General features: G+C 65.1%; 11 protein-coding genes. 3 read left to right on the plus strand and 8 right to left on the minus strand.

From position 1 onward, the window contains the following. Positions 1 to 96: 96 nt before the first annotated feature. Together FIV42_RS08880 and uvrC are read right to left on the minus strand one after the other, a co-directional pair. Complete coding sequence (locus FIV42_RS08880) at positions 97 to 846, minus strand: HmuY family protein (RefSeq protein ID WP_141197333.1); 750 nt, start codon at positions 844 to 846, stop codon at positions 97 to 99. Between the two features lie 422 nt (positions 847 to 1,268). After that, entirely contained in the window at positions 1,269 to 3,125 is a 1,857-nt protein-coding gene (uvrC, locus tag FIV42_RS08885) for an excinuclease ABC subunit UvrC (RefSeq protein WP_141197334.1), read from the minus strand. Between the two features lie 444 nt (positions 3,126 to 3,569). Here uvrC and dbpA point away from each other — a divergent pair, with 444 nt between their 5' ends. Together dbpA and FIV42_RS08895 are read left to right on the plus strand one after the other, a co-directional pair. Further along, complete coding sequence (gene dbpA / locus FIV42_RS08890; RefSeq protein ID WP_222615420.1) at positions 3,570 to 4,964, plus strand: ATP-dependent RNA helicase DbpA; 1,395 nt, start codon at positions 3,570 to 3,572, stop codon at positions 4,962 to 4,964. 384 nt (positions 4,965 to 5,348) lie between these two features. After that, entirely contained in the window at positions 5,349 to 6,335 is a 987-nt protein-coding gene (locus tag FIV42_RS08895; protein WP_141197336.1) for a malate dehydrogenase, read from the plus strand. Between the two features lie 266 nt (positions 6,336 to 6,601). On the opposite strand, the gene FIV42_RS08900 is transcribed toward FIV42_RS08895, so the two are convergent. From FIV42_RS08900 to FIV42_RS08915, 4 genes are all read right to left on the minus strand, one after another. Then, the gene (locus FIV42_RS08900) at positions 6,602 to 7,726 is read right to left on the minus strand and encodes an esterase/lipase family protein (protein ID WP_141197337.1); all 1,125 of its coding nucleotides are present in this window, start codon (positions 7,724 to 7,726) and stop codon (positions 6,602 to 6,604) included. A gap of 181 nt (positions 7,727 to 7,907) precedes the next feature. After that, the gene (locus FIV42_RS08905; protein WP_141201303.1) at positions 7,908 to 9,290 is read right to left on the minus strand and encodes a golvesin C-terminal-like domain-containing protein; all 1,383 of its coding nucleotides are present in this window, start codon (positions 9,288 to 9,290) and stop codon (positions 7,908 to 7,910) included. Next, positions 9,287 to 9,958, minus strand: a complete 672-nt coding sequence (locus FIV42_RS08910; RefSeq protein ID WP_141197338.1) for a hypothetical protein — start codon at positions 9,956 to 9,958, stop codon at positions 9,287 to 9,289. The genes FIV42_RS08905 and FIV42_RS08910 overlap by 4 nt, the downstream gene beginning before the upstream one ends. 146 nt (positions 9,959 to 10,104) lie before the next feature. Next, entirely contained in the window at positions 10,105 to 11,895 is a 1,791-nt protein-coding gene (locus FIV42_RS08915) for a J domain-containing protein (protein ID WP_168210511.1), read from the minus strand. A gap of 293 nt (positions 11,896 to 12,188) precedes the next feature. Here FIV42_RS08915 and FIV42_RS08920 point away from each other — a divergent pair, with 293 nt between their 5' ends. Further along, complete coding sequence (locus tag FIV42_RS08920) at positions 12,189 to 13,355, plus strand: ZIP family metal transporter (protein ID WP_141197340.1); 1,167 nt, start codon at positions 12,189 to 12,191, stop codon at positions 13,353 to 13,355. A 337-nt stretch (positions 13,356 to 13,692) separates the two neighbouring features. Here FIV42_RS08920 and FIV42_RS08925 read toward each other — a convergent pair whose 3' ends face one another. Both FIV42_RS08925 and FIV42_RS08930 read right to left on the minus strand, forming a co-directional pair. Next, on the minus strand, positions 13,693 to 14,619 hold the full coding sequence (locus FIV42_RS08925; RefSeq protein ID WP_141197341.1) for an NAD-dependent epimerase/dehydratase family protein: 927 nt from the start codon (positions 14,617 to 14,619) through the stop codon (positions 13,693 to 13,695). A gap of 199 nt (positions 14,620 to 14,818) precedes the next feature. After that, positions 14,819 to 15,658 (minus strand): N-formylglutamate amidohydrolase, encoded by an 840-nt coding sequence (locus FIV42_RS08930; RefSeq protein WP_141197342.1) that lies wholly within the window; start codon positions 15,656 to 15,658, stop codon positions 14,819 to 14,821. Positions 15,659 to 15,828 lie beyond the last annotated feature (170 nt).

A 15,828-nucleotide genomic window follows, 5' to 3' on the forward strand; every position in this document is an offset into this window, starting at 1 on the left:
GGCGCGACCGCCGCTCGGTCGGTTGGCGTTCCGCCTGCGCGCTCTACTCATCGACGCGCGTCACCTCGGCGCTGTCGTCTCGTTCCCGAACCGGTTTCATTCGAACCCTCCCCAACGAATGTCGTAGGTGCCGTCGGCGTACGCATCGATGCCAAACTTCACGACCGCGTGGGTCGACATGTTGTACATCGCCCAGGTCGTCGACTCGGGCACCGACACCGAGTGCGTCGACGGGTCGTACTCGTACCAGGTGCCGAAGCCGGTCTTGATCGTGTCGCGCCCCTCGGTCACCAGCTCGCACGCGTCGGTCACGAAGTCGTCCTGCGCCCACTCGGCGTCGGTGCCGGGAGGCTGCGTCGCCTCCGCCCACCCCTTGTCGATGCGGCTGACCATCCAGTTGCCCGGCCCGGAGTCGGCGCTGTTCAGGCGAATGACCGTGCGCCGGAAGGCCAAGTCCCACACGTCGTCCTCGAAGGCCTCGGCGTCGGACAGCTCGAGCTTCGCCGCCGCGTCGAGGTCGACGTAGATGAACGACTCGCCGGCGGCGTTCTGCACGCCGCCGGAGGCCGCCTCGACCGTAGCGGTCTGCACGTCGCCGTCGGCGCCGAAGCTCACCGCCCCGTCGTTGACGGTCGCGTTCTGAGCCACCTGCGCGGCGGCGACGTCTTCGGGCGAGCACGCCGCGGCATCCTCGCCTGTCGAGGCATCCTCGCCCGTCTCGTCTGCGACGTCCTCGCCGCCGGCGTCGGCGGCGGCGGCGGCGTCCTCGGTCAGGCCGGTGTCGGTGGTCGCGTTATGGGTCGCGTTATCGTCGTCTCCGCCGCAAGCGGCGAGCGAGAGCGCCATGAAAATGAAAACCGTTTTCAATTTCGAGGAAAATGAGCGCATGAGTTTCTCACGGATGTAGGTGCATCAGTCACTTCTTCCCTGTCAGTGACCTACATCTACCCGCAGATTTTGCACGTGTCAAGCTAATTGAAAATGACTTTCAATTGCAGGACATGGAGGATGGAGGATGGCGATAGTTCAGGAAGCACGCGTCGTCCACGGGGGTGCGACCCCGCCCATTAAGGCAATTAAGATTGACGTTTGGCGTATTGGCGGTGGTTCAGGAAGCGGGGGTTGGGCTTATCGGCGAACGTTAATCTTAGATGTGTAAATAGGCCGGCTCCCACGCCGGTGGTCGAGGCCCCGCACCCAGATCTGTCGCCAATTCGCTAACTCGCCCATCGACATTCGCCAATTCGACATTCGCCAACCAACAACAATCACGCCGGCCCGTTGAAATACGTCCGGATCTCCTCGGCCGTCGCCTGCCCCACCCCGTCGACCTCGGCGAGTTGCTCGACCGAGGCGTCTTTGATCTTTTTGAGGCTGCCGAAATGCCGCAAGAGGTTCTTGCGAGTCTTCGGCCCCACGCCGGGCACATCCTCGAGGCTCGAGCGAAGCGTCTGCTTGCGGCGAAGGCGCTTGTGGAAGTTGATCGCAAAATTGTGCGCCTCGTCGCGCACCCGCTGCAAGAGGTACATCTCGGCGCTGTTCTGCTTGAGGATGATCGGGTTTTTGCGCCCCGGCTTGAAGACACGCTCGGGGCTCGAGGTGATCTCGGGATCCTGGAAGCCGACCTTGTCGTTTCGGGCCTTGGCAAGCGCGATGAGGTCGATGTCGTGGATACCCAAGTCCTCGAAGACGCTCTCGGCCTGGCCGAGCTGGCCTTTACCGCCGTCGATGACCACCAGATCGGGGGCGTCATCGCCCTCCTCGACCACCTTGGTGAACCGGCGCATGAGCATCTCGCGCATGCTGGCGAAGTCGTCCTGGGCGTCGACCGAGCGCATCTTGTAGTGGCGGTACTCGCTCTTTTCGGGCTGGCCGCCAATGAAGCAGACCCGCGAGCCGACAATCTGCTTTCCCTGCATGTTGGAGACGTCGTAGCACTCGATGCGCTCGGGGTAATTGCGCAGCCCGAGCGCGCCGCCGAGCTTGTCGAGCAGGTCTTTGGCGCGGTCTTCCTTGTCGTGCTCGTCCTCGAAGGAGTGCTTGGCGTTGGTCATCGCGGTGTCGACGAGCGCCTTCTTCTGCCCGCGCTTGGGCGAGTGCAGGTACACCCGGCGGCCGGCCATCTCGCTGAAGAGTTCCTCGAAGCTCTCCACCTCGCTCTCCTCGAACTCGATGGGCAGCAAGACCTCCTGGGGCAAGTCGTTTCCGGAGCTGTAATACAGGTTCAAAAAGCTCGACAGGACCTCCTCGTCGGGGAAGGTCTGGTCCTTGTAGCTAAACGAGCGCGCCCCCTCGAGCTTGCCCGAGCGGATGAACAAGATCTGCAGGGTGAGCCGGTCGCCCTCGCGATAGAACCCGAACGCGTCGCGGTCGACCTGGTTGGTGGTCACCGCCACCTGCTGCTCGAGCACCTTGCTAATCGCCTGGATCTGGTCGCGGTAATGCGCCGCCAGCTCGTACTCGAGCTCCTCGCTGGCCTGCATCATCTTGTCGCGCAGCCCGTCGACCAACTCGTCGCCGCGCCCCTCCAGGAACATCACCGCCTCCTGGACGTGCTGCATGTACGTGTCGCGGTCGATGTCGAAGACGCACGGCCCCGGACAACGCTTGATCTGGTACTGCAGACACGGCCGGCTGCGGTTGTTGAGCACCGAGTCGGGGCAGGTGCGCAGCCGAAAATACTTGTTCAGCACCTTGAGCGTGCGCCGAATCGCGCTCGCCGAGTGATACGGCCCGAAATACTTCGCCCCGTCTTTTTTCTGCTTGCGCACCACGTCGACCCGCGGCCACGCGTGCTTCATGTTGATGCGCAGCGACAGGAAGTTTTTGTCGTCCTTGAGCTGGACGTTGTACTTGGGCTTGTGCTCCTTGATGAGCGTATTTTCGAGGATGATCGCTTCTTTCTCGTTGGCCGTAACGATGTACTCGATGTCGCCGAGCACATACGGCAGCCGGGCCACGAACGCGCGCGTGTCGCCCGAGGCTCGAAAGTAGCTGCGCACCCTGTTTTTGAGGTCCTTGGCCTTGCCGATATACACGATCTTGCCGCGCTTATCGCGCATCAAGTAACAGCCCGGCTCGTGGGGGACGACCTCGATTTTTGCTTCGTAATCGAACTTCTTCATGGGTGTCTAAATACTGGAGATGGTCGGCCTAGTGCAACGCTCGGCGGGCGGGGATCATTTCGGGGCTTGGTGAGGGAAGGGGCCTCTCCCTCGATCCCTCTCCTTCCCTTCGCTTCGCTACGGGTGGAGAGGGGCGCCTCTCCTCGGTCCTCTCCTTCCCTCCACTTCGCTACGGGCGGAGAGGAAGATGTCGTTTAATCGAGCTCTGTACAGGGTGCGATGCTGCTCTACCGATCTCTGTACCAAGTGCGTACTGGCAACATCTTCCTCCCCTGCGCGAAGCAAAGCGGAGCGCAGGGGAGGACCGAGGAGGGGACTCCTCCTCCGCAAGCAAAGCGAAGTGGAGGAGGACCGAGGAGGAGGCAGAAAAGATGCACTACTTCTGCCCACTTGTGTGTTAGAGCAACAACGTCAATCACCTCCCGCACCGAAACGAGCCACATTGTGACCACCAACGAATTTGCAACCCTGGGCCTCACCCAAGCCTGGACCGACAACCTCGACCACCTCGACTACACCGAGATGACGCCCATCCAGGCCGCGGCCCTGCCGCTTTTGCTCGAGAGCAAGGACGTCATCGGCCACGCCTACACCGGCACGGGCAAGACGGCCGCGTTCGGCCTGGCGTTGTTGCAGAAGATCACGCCCGCCAGTGAGCTTCCCGGCGCGCTGGTGTTGTGCCCCACCCGCGAACTCGCCGGGCAGGTGGCCACCGAGCTTCGGCGGCTGGCGTGGGCGCTGCCGAATACCAACGTGGTGACCGTGTGCGGCGGCAAGCCGTTCCATCGCCAGCAGCACGCGCTCGAGCACGGCGTCGACGTGGTCGTGGGCACGCCGGGGCGAGTGCTCGACCATATTCGGCGCGAGACCATCGACCTGTCGAACGTGTCGACGGTGGTGCTCGACGAGGCCGACCGCATGCTCGACATGGGGTTTATCGATGATGTGGCCCAGATCCTCGAGAACACGCCCTCGAATCGCGGAGACAACTCGCGGCAGACGGTGCTCATGTCGGCGACGATCACCGATGATGTGCGCGAGGTGAGCGAGCGCTTCCAGAACGACGCCGCGATCGTGTCGGTGGTCGACGAAGAGGAGGCGCCCGACATCACCCAGATCGTCTACGATCTGGGCGACATGGAGCGCATCGAGGCGCTCCGGCGAGTGCTCGGCCACCACCGGCCGGACTCGGCGGTGATCTTTTGCAACGAGCGGGCCACGTGCAACGACGTGGTGCTCGCGCTTCGCAACGAGGGGCATTCGGCGCAGACGATGCACGGGGGCCTGGAGCAGCGCGACCGCGACGACGTCTTGCTCATGTTCAGCAACGGCAGCCTTCGCTACCTCGTGGCCACCAACGTGGCCGCGCGCGGCATCGACATCGACGCGCTCGACGCGGTCATCAACTACGAGCTTCCCGACGAGATCAACACCTACACCCACCGCATCGGGCGCACCGGGCGCGCCGGCGACGAGGGCCAGGCGATCAACCTCATCGACGGCAACGAGCGCGGCCGGCTGCGCGACTACGACGAGGAGCTGGCCAAGGTCGACCCGACCCCGATCACCAACCTGTCGAGCGACTACAAGGCGCCCGAGTCGGCGCCCATGCGCACCATCGCCATCCAGGCGGGGCGCAAAGACAAGCTTCGCCCCGGCGACATCGTCGGCGCGCTGACCGGCGACGTGGGCATGCCGGGCGACGCCATCGGCCTGATCACGGTGCGCGACCGCATCGCGTTCGTGGCCGTGGAGCGCCACTACGCGCAGAAGGCGTTTCAGGGCCTGAAGCACGGCAAGATCAAGGGGAGGAGCTTTGGGGTGTTTTTGGTGAGGTGAGGGCGCTGAGGGGCCTCTCCCTCGATCCCTCTCCTTCCCTTCGCTTCGCTACGGGTGGAGAGGGGGGCCTCTCCTCGGTCCTCTCCTTCCCTCCACTTCGTTACGGGCGGAGAGGAAGATGTCGTTCAATCGATCTCTGTACAGAGTGCGATGTTGCTTCACCGATCTCTGTAAGGGGTGCGCTGTAGCAACATCTTCCTCCCCTGCGCGAAGCAGAGCGTAGCGTAGGTGAGGACCGAGGAGGGGACTCCTCCTCCGCGCAGCGAAGCGAAGTGGAGGAGGACCGAGGAGGAGGAGCCTTTACCTTGCCAACCCCCACCCCGCGTTGATATGTCTCCTGCGTCGATTCGACACAGCACAACTCAACCCAACCGAGGACACATCATGACCAAGCCAGTTCGCGTTGCAGTCACCGGTGCCGCCGGCTCGATCGGCTACTCCCTTCTCTTTCGCATCGCCGCCGGCGAGATGCTGGGCCCGGATCAGCCCGTGATCTTGCAGCTCGTCGAGATTCCGCCGGCGATGGACGCCCTCAAAGGGGTCGTCATGGAGCTCGAAGACTGCGCCTTCCCGCTCGTCGAAGAGATCACCACCGCCGACAACCCGTTCGACGGGTTCGACGGCGCCAACATCGTCATGCTCGTGGGCGGCAAGCCGCGCGGGCCGGGCATGGTGCGCGCCGACCTGGTCGAGGCCAACGGCCCGATCTTCGTCGACCAGGGCAAAGCCATCAACGACCGCGCCGCCGACGACGTGCGCGTGATGGTCGTGGGCAACCCCTGCAACACCAACTGCCTCATCGCCATGAACAACGCGCCCGACGTTCCCAACGAGCGTTTCACCGCGATGACGCGTCTGGACCAGAACCGCGCCAAGAGCCAGCTGTCGACCAAGTCGGGCGTGGCCATCAAAGACATCAGCAACATGGCCATCTTTGGTAACCACTCCAAGACCATGTACCCGCACTTCTTCGACGCCCAGCTCGACGGCAAGGCGGCCACCGAGGCCATCGACGACGAGTCCTGGCTCAAAGAAGACTTCATCTCCACGGTCCAGGGCCGCGGCAAGGCGATCATCGAAGCGCGCGGCGCCTCCTCGGCCGCCAGCGCCGCCAACGCCGCCCTCGAGCACGTGCGCGACTGGTTCCGCGTGACCCCCGAGGACGACTGGGTGTCGATGGCCGTGCCGTCGGACGGCTCCTACGGCGTCGAAGAGGGCCTCATCTTCTCGTTCCCCGTGCGCTGCGACGGCGAGGGCAACTACGAGATCGTGACCGACCTCGAGCTGAACGACTTCGCCAAAGAGAAGATCAAGATCACCGAAGACGAGCTCAAGAAAGAGCGTGAGATCGTCGCGGATCTGTTGAAGTAAGCAGCAAATTGAGGATTTGACGAGCTGCGACCCTTCCAGGGGTGCGCCTCGCCGAGTGCGCGAGGCGCACTCCGCTGGGCTTACCCCCGGTGACGGTTGGTTTGCGCATAATGAGCGTTTGGGTTGAACAGGCCTTCTCCTCGAAAACAAATCGCCCGTTCGGTCGATCGAGCGTAGACCCACCGTCACCGGGGGTAAGCGTAATCGAGGCGCCGCCAAGCGTCCTCGATGAGCGCCCCCCGGAAGGGTCAACGCTCGACAAATCCTCACCCCTCCCCCACCACAAAGCTCCCCACATCCCCCCACAACGCCTCGAACCCCTCCCGGTCGAACCCCGACCCCGTACACAACCAATCGATATGCGGCGGGTCGTGATCCGGCCCGGTGAAGTGGCCGCACACGTCCAGGTGGTCGGCTTTGGCCGCGTGGATGACCTCGTCGTAGACCTGCGACAGCGTCGGGCACATGCCGTCGTTGTCGCGCAGGGTGGGTAATTCGCCGTAGGCGGCGACCAACTTGGCGCGTTGGGCGTCGGTCAGCGGGGGGAAGTCCTCCTTCACACGCGCGGTGATGCGCGACACCAGCTGGTAGACGGCGTTCGACGCCTGGCGGTACGGGTCCAAGCCGACGTTGAGCGTGGTGCGCAGACCCGGGCGTTGGGCCTTGGTGATGACCGAGGCGTAGCGCACGCCCGGCCTGTCGGAGGCCGTGGCGTTGAACAGGTCGATGCCGCCCGGGGTGAGCTGGCCCAGCGCCGACTGGTCGTCGACGATGTGGTGCAAGAAGTCGCGGATGACCTCCTGGTGCTCTTTGTCGAAGTCGCTAAAGAGCTGGTCGTAGAACTGGTCGAGCACCGTGTTCTTGAGGCCGACGTGGTCGTCGAGCTTGGTGATGATGCCGCCCAGGGCCATGAGCGCGCGCAGCGGGAGCCGGCCGAACTGCAGCATGTAGACCGTGGCCAGCGACCAGACGTACAGGAGCTTTTCGCCCAGAAGATCGTCGAAGAACGCGGCCACGGGCGTGCCGAAATGAGGCGTCGCCACGGTGACCACCGAGCGGACCCGCTCGGCATAGGGCTCGGCCTCGGCGTCGACGCCCAGTTTGACGTTGGGCGTGGCGAACAGCCGCGCGTCGAGGCCGCCCGTGGAGTGGCCCACCAGGTGGATGGGCGCGTCGGGGGCCATCTCGGTCTGCTCGATGGTGTCGAGCAGTTGGAAGGTGCGCCGGCGAATCGAGGCGGTCGGCAGCGTCGACACCGTGGTGATGTCGACGTCGACGCCCAGCTCGTCGAAGACCTCGGCCAGGTACTCACGCACGTGGTGGAAGTAGGTGATGCGGCCGAGGTCGGAGAAGCCGAAGAAGCCGGGGATTAAGAATATGTGCTCTTTCATGGGGACCGGCAGAGATTTCGGGTTTTGTATTCGGAGGAGTGAGGCCTTGCGGGTCCGGTGCGCCTTCTATTATGGGCGAGGGCTGGAAGGCGCCCTCGCGGCCATTAGGGAGTCGTGTCGTTGCCGCTCTTGTGGTTCGTGTGCGCAACTCCTTAATGGCCTTAGCCCCTAATAGCTGGCGTCACTTACTTGCAAGGCGTCGCCTCCATCCAAATCCAAGCACCACCAGCAGCCACATCAACCCCGCGGGCGAACTTTCGCCCGTCGACGAGCACGACGAGGTGGTCGTGGCGCGGGTGGACTGTTCGCGTTCTTCGCCGTCCTGGTCGCTATCGGTGCCCGAGCCGACGTCGCTGCCCGTGTCGGCTTGACCGGCGTCGACCGTGTTGCCCGCGTCGGGCTGGGTCGTGCCCGCGTCGGGCTCGGGCTGGGCGGGGCGAATGCGAGTCAGGCGCACCGCGTCGGCGATGATGCGTCGGTCGAGATCGAGCGATTCGCCGGTGTTGTCGTAGTTGACGACCCACTGGTCGGCGCCCTGGGCGAAGTCGAACTCGCCCAAGCTTCGCCAGCCGTCGCCGGCGGTGTAGTCGAGGCGTTTTTCGGTCTCGTTGCCTGCGTGGCGCACCACGTAGCGCGCCTGCTGGGCCTGGGCGTAGTCGGCGACGACGTAGACTTCGACCTCATAGGTGCCCGCCTCGCTCGTCTCGACGTGCCATTGCGCCCAGTTCGACGCGTCGGGGTCGTCCCAGGCTTTGGTCCAGTGCAGGTCGCCGTCGTGGCCGGCGTCGGTCACGTAGCGCCAGGAGGCCGGCGGGCCGTGCAGCTCGAAGCAGGGGCCGGCGTCGTCGAGGGTGCCGCCGTCGGGGCCGAGCGCCTCGCACGGCTCCTGCGGGATGCCCAAAAGACGCTCGTAGGAGTCGACCAGCGACATATAGGTGGGCACGTAGGTGTTGCCGATACCGCTGACGTTTTGGTGCAGGTCGTAGTGCAGGTGAATCGTGGTCGGTGTGCCGCCGAAGGCGTTGGAGACGCGGCCGAGCCGGTCGCCCTTGGCCACGCGTTGGCCCTCGCTCACGGGGATGCTCGCCGGGTCCATGTGCAGGTAGCGGTGGCGCGTGCCGTTGTCGGCCTGCAGGTAGACCGAGTAGGTGCCGATATTGGTGATCGTGCCCGCCTCGGCGGCCACCGCCCAGTGCTTGTTGTCCTCGCAGGTCGCCGCGCGGATGTCCTGGCCCTGGTGGCCGTTGCCGCTGGGGCACAGCGGCACGTCCCAGCTTCGGCTCTCGCAGTAGTTGTCCCACCACGGGTACGAGTAGTTTTCGGTGTCACATTGGCCGCCGCCGGGGCCCTTGTAGCCGCCGTGGCCCCACACCTGCGAGTTGGCGTAGGCTGGCGCCTGCTCGATCGGAAAGCGCATATTGGGCACGTAGATCTTCGAGTCGACGCGGCCCTGTCCGCTGCCGGGCACGAGCTCGCCGGGCGGCTTGTAGGTGAATTCGGCCGAGGCCGGCGTGGCCAGGAGCGTGAGCGCGAGGATGCCGCATGTTCCGAGGATTCGCTTCATCGCTCACCTCCTTCGGTTGCAGTCTGCTCGGGCAAGACCAACGCGTTGGCCAACTCGACGGCGTAGTCGTCTTCGGTGCAGCGCGGGTCGCTGCTCGGCTTCGCGCACTCGACTTCGATGACGTAGGCCGCCCCGAAGGCGTTGAACGACAGGCTGACGATGAGCTCGTTTCGGGTGATACGAAAATCCTGGGCGAGGTCGAGGCGATCGTCGGGAAGCGCCAGGCTCGGCACGACCGTCTCGAGGCGCGTGCCGCTAACGTAGACGTCGTGGCCCTCGCCGTCGAGCGAGGCGGCGTACCAGTGCTCGCCCTTGGTGATCGTGGCCGACTCGAAGAGTTCGGGCCGATTGGGAAGCAACGCCGGCACGGGCGCGTCGAGCAGCTTCGCTCGCTGCTCGGCGCCGAGCTTGTCGAGGCGAGCGGCCGGGTGCTGTTTGGCCTGCGCCCAGTCGATCGTCGCCACGCGCTTTCGGACGGTGGGAACCTGTCCGGTCTTTTTGAGGGCGCGTTCTTGTTCGATCGCGAGGGAATCGTCGATCGCGAGGGAATCGTCGGCCGGGGCCGATTCGAGGGGGTGTGAGTGGGTCGCGGACGGCGCGGCGCTCTCTTCGGTGCAGGCGGAGAGGACCAGCGTCGCTGCCAATAGCAGCAAAACGGGAGATCTCATCGTCGATTCTCGTTGAGGTTGGGCGGCACGAACGAGTGGAGTGTAGTTGAATGGAACGGGACTGTCACTGGAGGTGATGGCCGTTCGACGCCCCCTCCGACGGCTTCGCCTGCGCTACGCCGCCACCTCCCCGCAGCGGAGAGGGGTCACCGACTCTCCGCCGCCTTCAACTTCTCGAGCACCTCGAGATCTTTGAGGGCCAGCGGGTGCTTCGGTTTGATCTCGAGCACGCGGCGGTACGAGTCGATCGCGCTGTCGATGTCCCGGCGAAGCTTGGCGGTGTCGGCCTGCTTGAGGAACATCTCGAGGGCGGCCTTGCGGTCGACGCCGATAGCGATCTCGCTGCGGTAGGTCGCGCGGCGACGGGTGTCGGAGAGCAGCTCGTAGGCCTCGGTGAGCTTCTGGCGAAGCTCGTCGATCGTCTCGCGAGTGCCCTCGTCGAGCTCGTCGGGCAGCTTGTCGTCGGCGAGTCCGGCCATGCGCTCTCGGTAGGCCTCTTCGATCTCCTCGTCGTAGGCCGTCCAGTGCACGCCGAGCGTCTCGAAGTGGTTTTTGGCGTGCAGCCGCGCCTTCATCCGCGCGATCTGCTCGACGAACTTGGTGCGCCGGCGCGTCCACGGGTTGGTCTCCTCGGTGGTGAGCATGCCGAGGCGGCGGAAGCACTCGAGCAAGACGATCAGGTTGTCGTCGCCCAGCCGGGAGATGCGCGTCAGCTCGCTCAGCGGGCGCGGGGTTTCGAGCACGAGCTCGTAGAAACGCGTCTCGCGCTTGCCCAGGTCGAGCTGGGCGATATCGCACAGGGGCTCCGGGGCGCGGGAGGTGAGGTGGGCGCGAAAAAAGTCGCGGCGCTCCTCGAGCCAGGCGTCGTCGGCGCCTTTGAACCCATCGCGCATGCGCCGAAAGAGGTGGTAGGCCAGCGGGCTTTTGGGCGCGCGGAAGCGCCGCGAGAGCTCGTCGACCTCCCACAGGCGCGCTCGTCCCTCGGTCTTCTTCCACAGAATGCCCAACAAAAAGCGCGCGCGGGTTTTGAGGGCGAGTCCCATCTCGGCGTACGAGAGGATGCCCAGATCGACCAGCGCCTCGGCCATGCAGACGCCGTGCTGGGCGGTGTAGCGCTCGGCCCGATCGATGTCGGCCTCGTCGAGCTTGCCGGCAGCCAACAACAGGCTCTCGAGGGTCTCCTTTTGGGCCGTCGGGTAGATCTCGACGTCGACCACGTTGGCACCGTCGAGCACGACCTGCGCGCGGCGCTCGCCGAATTCGACCTCCAACACGGACAAGCCCGTTCGGTCGAGCAGGCCGAGCAAAATGTCGGGGACCGACTGTTGCGCGAGGTCCCAGATCCGCGTCGGTTCGCCATCGAGCACCATCGGACCGTCCGGGTCGACCGCGCAGATCGGCTCGCGTTGCGTGCCGGAGGCCTGCTCGATGGTGGGCGTCGATGCCCGAGGGGCGGACTGCGTGGCCTGGGCGGCCTGCGCGGCCTGCGCGGCCGTGGCCAACGCCTGCTGGCCAGCTTCGGCAGAAGCCTGGCGCATCTTCTCGGGCATCTCGCGCAGGCTGTCGGCGATGGGCGGCTCGGGCGCGTTGACCTGAAAAGCGACGCCTGCGGGCGTCTCGCGCACCGCGCGCCCCCGCAGCGTGACCGTCTGCTGCAGGTGAATGCCGCCGATCACCAGGAGGACGTCGGCCAGAGGCGGCAGCGTCTCGTCAACCTCGAGGCAGACCCCGCCGACCTCCAGGTAGTCGTCGAGGTCGCGCTCGAGCCCCACGCCCGTCGAATAGATCACCTTGAGCTTGATCGGCTCGGTCTTGCCGACCACCTCGACGGTGGGGCTCAACGAGCCGTCGACCAGGTCGTGATGATACTCCCCGAGGTATTGTGCGAATTCGCTCGTCTGCAGTCCCGCCGAATATTTGCGGATTAACTGCGACAATTCGCGCTTAAACTGGTGCTCCGCGCCCATATGAATCAGCCTTCGCGGGGGTTCTGCCCCACCTACACGCGTCAGTTTGGTAATAGAACGTCCCCAAACAACTATAAAATTCACTTTTTTGCAAGTATTCGATTGGCGAACGCTGCTACCTTGCACCGGTCGCGTGCCTAAACTATGGTCCGCGCGCGAGTCCCCTCCCCTTCTGGGGAGGTGCCGAGCGATGTCTGCGAGGCGGAGGGGGCGTCACCTATCGACGCACTCCATTCGCTTCCCCTGTCGTACGAGCCGAAGACGTGGAACTCCTTCTCAGCATCGTGGCCCTGGTGGCCGGTCCGCTCCTCTTCCCGGTGGCAAAGCGCCACCCGCGGCTGCTGTGTGGGATGGACGGGTTCGTGCTGGTCGCGATCGCGGGCCTGAGCTTGCTGCACCTGCTGCCGGTGGCCATCGAGCACGCCGGCCCCTGGGCTCTGATCACCGCCCTTCTGGGCGTGCTCGGGCCCTTTTTGTTCGGGCGAAACCTGCCCCACGAAGGCCAGCGAAGCGTCCACAACGTCTTCATTCTGGTCGCGGTCGTCGGCCTGGCGTTTCACGCGATGGTCGACGGGGCGGCGATCTTTCACGGCACCCACAGCGACGACATGAACCTGGGCGGCATGGTCGCCGCCGTGCTCATCCACCGGGTGCCGATGTCGCTGTTGATCTGGTGGGCGCTGCGCCCGCGCATGGGCATCGGCCTGGCGAGCGGGGCGTTGGGGCTACTAGCCGTGTCGACCGGCGCGGGCTACCTTCTGGGCGGCTCGATGCACTTCACCCCCGAGATCATGGGGCACCTGGTGGCGTTCGTCGCCGGAAGTCTCGTGCACGTGGTCGCCCACGACACCGCCAGCGAGCTCATCCCACGACACTGCCACGACCAGTGGCACGCGACCTATTCGGCCATCGGCGGCGCGGTCGCGGCGGTGGGACTTCTCTTCTTCGGCCACATGCACCACTTCGAGGGGGCCTGGAGCAGCTTCTCGGAGCTGATCGTCTCCCATTCCCCGGCGATCTTGCTGGGCTTCGGGCTGCTCGTGCTGGCCGTGCGCATCGGCGTCACCGCGCTGGCCGACGACGGCGGCGTGACCAAGCCGTGCGGCTCCGAGGGGCTCGTGCCCCCCAACGAACTCGACTGGCTCGACTGGATCGACCGCGTCACCCCCTGGCTCGCCGTAGCCATGGCGCTGGTCTTCGCCGTGCAGGTCGTCGACACCGGCGCCGCCCACGCCCACGCCCACGACCACGGCGAAGCCGCCGCACACGCCTGGTGGCAGTGGGCGGCGACGGCCGTGCTCGCCGGCACTTTCCTGGTGTCGTATTTCCGAGTGGGCCCGCGCGGGATGCTCGCGCAGTTGTTTCCGTTCGAGCACGACCATGATCACCGACATCACGATCATGAGCATCATGATCACGACCATGGGTAGAGTGGGCCTTGCAAGCGTTGAGGCGCCGTCTATTAGGGGCTTGGTCCATTAGGGGGTCGCGGCTCTGCAGCGGGTCGATTGTTGCAGCGACCACTTGGCGGCGTGCATCGGGCGAGACGAGGCTGTCGCAAAAGGTCGCCATAGTTTGGAGGCAGCGCTTCCAGCGCTGGTTGCATGAGCGTACGGGCTTGCAATCAGGGCAAGATGCCCGGCCTCCAAAGGCTTTTGCGACAGCCTCGAGACGCCCGCGCCCCGGATATGTCGCGCGCTTCGGCGTTGTCGGGGCGCGGCGCCTCTGGCCCGCCCCGGGTGCCTCTGGCCCCGGCTTGCGTATCCCTCAGACCGCCAAGCGCATCGCCTCTTCGGGCGAGGTTCGGGGCAGGTCGCAGATTTGGTAGATGCGCTCGTCCTCGACCGGCAGATCGGTCACGAGTCCCTCGGACAACGCCTGAATGAGCCCGTACGGGAGGTCGCTGATGGCCGAGAGCCACACGGCGCCCAAGGAGCGCGGCATCCAGGGGACCTCGATGAGTTCGAGGCGGCGGCCGGCGAAGCGGGCGTACATCTGGATGAGCTCGAGGTAGGTGACCTGCTCGCGTGAGCCGACCTCGAAGGTCTGGCCCAGGGTCTGGTCGCGGTGGGACAGGCAGCACATCAGGGCGGCGACGACGTCGTCGACGTAGACCGGCTGGGTGTGGTTGTGGAACTCGGGGACGACCATCAGGGTGTCCATCGTGCGGGTGAGCGCGTCGAGCATGATGCAGCCGGCGCTGCCGTCGCCGATGATGAAGCCGGCGCGGATGACCGTCAGGGGGACCTCGCCTTCGAGCAAGATGCGCTCGACCTCGCGGCGGCTCTCCAGGTGCGCGGAGGCCCGGCCGGGGGGCTTGAGCCCGCTCAGGTAGACGATCTGCGAGACGCCGGCGGCGGCGGCGCGCCGGGCGAAGTTGCGCGCGGCCCTCTTGTCGCGCTCGACGAACTCCTTTTCGCGGCCGACGCCGCCGCCCATCGAGTGGATGAGGTAAAACGCGGTGTCGATGCCGTCGAAGGTGCCGTCGAGGCTCGTGCCGTCGAGCAGGTCGAGTTGGACGCACTCGAGGTTGTCGTGGGGGGTGAGGTCGAGTTGGTGCGCGGGTCGGCGGCTGGTGGCGCGCACCCGATGGCCCGCGTCGAGCAACGCGGGAAGCAGGTGGCGGCCGATAAAGCCGGTCGCGCCGGTGAGTAGAATTTGATTAATTTGGCTCAAATCGGCGTTTGAGATCATTGAAACGACCCTCAAATTGTAGTTTGTCCGCCCAAATAGCGCTCAATTCAGCGTTTGGGGTTGCTGAAGGTCTATTGAGGCAAACAAACTACAATTTTGGGGTCGGTCAATTCAGCGTTTGGGGTTGTTGAGGGTCTATTTGGGCGTTTGAGGTCATTGACACGACCCTCAAATCGTAGTTTGTCCGCCCAAATAGCGTTTACTTCACGTCCATATCGGCCAACTTCGGCAGCAACGCCCGACACGCCTCGCGCAGCCGCTCGATCCCTGCGTGGTCGATCGCGAAGGTGCGCTCGTTCATGTAGAGGTCGCGGTTGACCTCGATCTGGATGGCGTGGATGTCCTCGCCCGGGCGGCCGTAGTTGCGGGTGATGAAGCCGCCCTTGTAGGGCTGGTTCGTCTTGACCGAGAACGAGTGGTCGCGGAAATGCTCCTCGACCGTCCAGGTGACCGTGACGTCACAGGAGGTGCCGTTGGCGTTGCCCGGCACGATGTCGGCGCGGCGGCTGCCCGGGTCGGTGTGACCGCGGCGGCCTTTCGAGGGCATCGAGTGCCCGTCGACCAGGATGCAGTAGCCGAATTGCTTGCGTACCCGCTGGATCTCTTTGGCGAGCGCCTTGTGGTAGGGGTGGTAGAAGGTGTCGAGGCGCTGCTTGAAGGCCTTTTTGCTCATCGGAGCGGCCATCACGGGCACCCCGCTGGTGGTGTTTCGCCACACCACTCCGCGGTCCTGGTAGTAGCCGGGTCGGTTGATGCGCTTGCCGCCCTCGACCGTCTCGGGGGAGACGTCGTCGGGGGCGCGGTTCAGGTCGACGACGTAGCGCGACACCTCCGAGGCGATGAGCGTGGCGCCCAGCGCCGGGGCGTCTTGCCACATCTGGTCGACATACAGGTCGAGGTCGCGTTTGAGCACCCGCCGGCCGACCACCATTTCATCGCGGACATCGTCGGGGATCCACTCCCCGGCATGGGGCACATCGACGACGACCGGGAGGGTCTGCTCCTCGGGGCGCTCGATACGAAAATACGACTCAGGCATGGCGTTCAACTCTTCGTACAAACCTTAAGTAGGTCGCTGTGCTACTGATGCACAAGGCATATCATACTTGTGGCGGGGTGGATACAGATTTTGTGGAAGTTTGGGTTGTTGGGGCGGCCCCTCCGCCTCGCGCGTCGCCGCCTGCGGCGGCTGGCGCTCGGCACCTCCCC

It is taken from the genome of Persicimonas caeni (genome assembly GCF_006517175.1).
In the GTDB taxonomy this organism is placed as follows: Bacteria; Myxococcota_A; Bradymonadia; order Bradymonadales; family Bradymonadaceae; genus Persicimonas; species Persicimonas caeni.